Origin of the sequence: Nocardia alni (assembly GCF_019038435.1) — a bacterium.
Lineage (GTDB): Bacteria > Actinomycetota > Actinomycetes > Mycobacteriales > Mycobacteriaceae > Nocardia > Nocardia alni.
In genome coordinates this window covers 1-3491 of sequence record NZ_JAGPOX010000274.1, presented here as the reverse complement: position 1 = coordinate 3491, position 3491 = coordinate 1, and the positions used below count along the sequence as shown (strand labels likewise).

General features: G+C 71.0%; 2 protein-coding genes. Both read left to right on the top strand.

Features of this window, described 5'->3' with window-relative positions; translation table 11 throughout:
* Positions 1–201 precede the first annotated feature (201 nt).
* Entirely contained in the window at positions 202–372 is a 171-nt protein-coding gene (locus JZ791_RS43635) for a DUF2613 domain-containing protein (RefSeq protein ID WP_216903784.1), read from the top strand.
* A gap of 60 nt (positions 373–432) precedes the next feature.
* Positions 433–3491, top strand: a 3059-nt coding sequence (locus tag JZ791_RS43630) for an alpha-(1->3)-arabinofuranosyltransferase (RefSeq protein ID WP_216903782.1), incomplete at its 3' end; no start/stop codon positions are given.

The window sequence follows — 3491 nt, the reverse complement described above, 5'->3', positions numbered from 1 at the left end:
CCCCCTGACGGAGGCAATAACAATGGAGTTTTCGGCGCGGCGCGTCGGTCGGGTACCGCTGCGTAGGCGACGAAGGAGCAAGCAGCGGTACCCGACCGACGCGCCCCCAGGGCGCCGAAAACCCGCCCGGAGCGAAGCGGAGGGCCAAAAATACTGTAGGTTGGCCGCACTAAGCATGTGACGATGTATGGGAGTTCCGCGATGAAGTTTGCCGTTCCCGGGATATCGAGCGCTGTCGCCGGAGCCGTGCTCGGCGCGGTGGTGGTGTTCGTGATCACGATGGCGGCGGAGCAGAATTCGCGGCCCGCCGTCGACCGCACCGGTAACGCGTCCTCGTCGTTGCTGAACAACGTTGAGTACGGCAGTCGCTGACGCGCCGCCGACCGCAGCTACACAGCATCGCGTAGCGATCCCCCGGGGGGTGGCGGTCGGGTGACGGGTGGGCCCGTCACCTCGGACCAGACTGCCCCGCTAGGACGGCGCTGGTTCATCGGGACGGTCATTGCCGCATTCCTGCTGACGTTCCTGCAGGCGCCAGGCCTCACCGTCGCCGACACCAAATACGATCTCGCCCAGAACCCGCTGGGCTTTCTGCGGCGCGCCGCACACCTGTGGAGCAGCCAGGCCCCCATGGGCCAGGTGCAGAACCAGGCCTACGGCTATTTCTTCCCCCACGGGGCCTTCTTCGCGCTGGGCCACGCGATCGGGCTGCCCGCGTGGATGACCCAGCGAATCTGGTGGGCCCTGCTGATCCTGGCCGGATTCTGGGGAGTGGTCCGGCTGTGCGAGGTACTCGGCATCGGCACCCGGGGTTCTCGCGTCATCGCCGCGCTGGCATTCGCGCTGTCGCCGCGCGTACTCACCACCCTGGGTTCGATCTCCTCCGAGACCCTGCCGATGATGCTGGCCCCCTGGGTATTACTCGCCCCCGCCGCCCTGGGGCAAGCGATCGGCCGCCCGCGGAGAGGCGGGGGAGCACTCTCCCCTGCGGGTAGCGCCCTGGCCCTGGCGCTGATGGGTTCGGTCAACGCCGTGGCCACGGCCGCGGCATTTCTCCCCGCGGCGCTGTGGTGGGCCTCCTATCGGCCGAACCGCACCTGGTGGCGATTCACCCGCGTCTGGATTCCGCTGCTGGCGCTGGGCACGCTGTGGTGGGTGGTGCCGCTGCTGGTGCTGGGCAAGGTGAGCCCTCCGTTCCTGGACTACATCGAATCGGCCGGGGTCACCACGCAGTGGGCGTCGCTGGGGGAGGTACTGCGCGGTACCGACAGCTGGACGCCCTATGTCTCGCCGGAGCGCATCGCGGGGGCGGTACTGGTCACCCAACCGGCGGCCGTGCTGGCGACCGGGCTGCTCGCGGCGGCGGGCTTGGCCGGACTGGCGATGCGGTCGATGCCGCACCGCGGCCGGTTCGCGCTGATCCTGATCGCCGGACTGGTCGGCATCTGCGCCGGATACGCGGGGGAACTGGGCGGGCCGTTCGCCGAGTCGGTGCGGCACTTCCTGGATTCGGGCGGCGCGCCGCTGCGCAACGTGCACAAGCTCGAGCCGCTGATCCGGTTGCCGCTGGTCATCGGCCTGGCACAGTTGCTGGGCCGGGTACCGTTGCCCGCATCCGTGCCGATGCCGGTGTGGCGCAGGGCCTTCGTGCACCCCGAACGGGATCGGATGGTCGCGCTCGCGGCGCTGGTGCTGACCGCGCTGGCCCTGTCGACCTCGCTGGCCTGGACCAGCAAACTGGCGCCGCGCGGCGCCTACGACCGGGTTCCGGCCTATTGGAGCCAGACCGCGGACTGGCTCGCCCACAATGCCGCCGATACCCGCGCACTGGTGGTGCCGGGCGCGCCGTTCGGCAGTCAGGTCTGGGGACTGACCCGCGACGAACCGTTGCAGGCGCTGGCGACGACGCCGTGGGCGGTGCGCGACGCGATCCCGCTCACTCCGCCGGGCGCGATCCGGGCCATGGATTCGGTGCAGCGATTGATCGCCGACGGACGGCCCTCGACCGGTCTGGCGCGCACGCTGATCGATCAGGGCATCGGAGTTCTGGTGCTGCGCAACGATCTGGACCCGGACACCTCCCGCTCGACCCGGCCGATGCTGGCGCACGAGGCCATCGAGGGCTCACCGGGCCTGACCAAGGTCGCGCGGTTCGGCAGCAAGATCCTGACCCCGCACGGCAAGGGGCTGGTCGCGGACGGCGATCTGCGCCCGACATATCCGGCGATCGAGATCTACCGGGTCACGGTGCCGCGCCCGGGTACGCCCACCGATATTCACAGCGGCGGGGGCGCTCCCCCGGCGTTTCCGGGCGCGTACACCGTGCCGCTGACTTCGGCGGCGGTCGTCGCGGGTGGCCCCGAGGTGCTCGAGCGCCTGCGCGGCGATACCGCGGCGCCGAACGGCCCGGTGCTCATGGCCGCCGACGCGGCGCGGGCCGGATTGTCCGGCGGCACAACGACCGTGACCGATACCCCGATGGATCGCGAGACCGATTTCGGCACGGTCGACGATCACAGCTCGGCCCTGCGCGCACCCACGGATCCCCGGCGCACCTACAACCTGAAGTCCGACTACGCGGTGCCGGATACGCCGCTGGTGGAGGGCCGCTGGTCCGGCGCGACGATCACCGCCTCCAGTTCCGCCGCCGACGCCACCCAGCTGGGCGGCACGGCGCCCGGCAGCTCCACCGCCGCCGTCGTGGACGGCGACCCCTCCACCGCGTGGCTGAGCAACAGCGCCGAACATGCCGTGGGCCAATGGCTACGGCTGGATCTGGATCATCCGATCTCGGCCGGTGTGCTGGACGTGACGACGAGTTCGGCCGCGCTGGGCGATCCGGTGAAATGGATCGAGGTGCGCACCGCGAACGGCACGGTCGCCGCCCGCATCTCCGAACCCGGTGTGCCCGTCTCGGTCTCGCTGCCGCCCGGCCGCACCGGCTGGCTGACCATCACCGCGACCGCCACGGAGAACGGCACCGCGGGTGGGCAATTCGGCATTTCCGAGGTGTCGGTCCAGGACTACTCGCACCGTGACCAGCCCACGCGCGTCGATATCCGCCACCGCACCGTACTGCCGCCCACGCCCGCCGGTATGCCGGTGCTCGGCTGGGATCTCGGACAGGAATTCCCCGGCCGCAGCGCCTGTTTCGACTCGCCCGGCCGGGTGCGGTGCGATAACGGGCTGGCACTCGCCGCGGAGGAGCCGGGGACGTTCGAGCGCACACTGAGCGTTCCGGCGACGATGCCGGTCGCCCCGCAACTGATCCTGCGGCCGCGGCAGGGCCCGGACCTGGAGGCGCTGCTGACCGATCCCGACCGGCCCGTCGCCCGCGGCAAGGCCGACGTGGGCGACCTGCGCGGTTCGGCCTTCGCCGCCACCGACGCCGATCCCCGCACCAGCTGGACCGCACCGGAGGACACGGTGCGAGATCCCGCGGGCCCCAAGCCGACCCTCACCCTCGAGCTGCCGAAACCCGCCCTGGTGAC

Excerpts from the sequence above, each read along its gene's own strand:
- JZ791_RS43635 (WP_216903784.1), top strand. The coding sequence starts at position 202 with ATGAAGTTTGCCGTTCCCGGGATATCGAGCGCTGTCGCCGGAGCCGTG.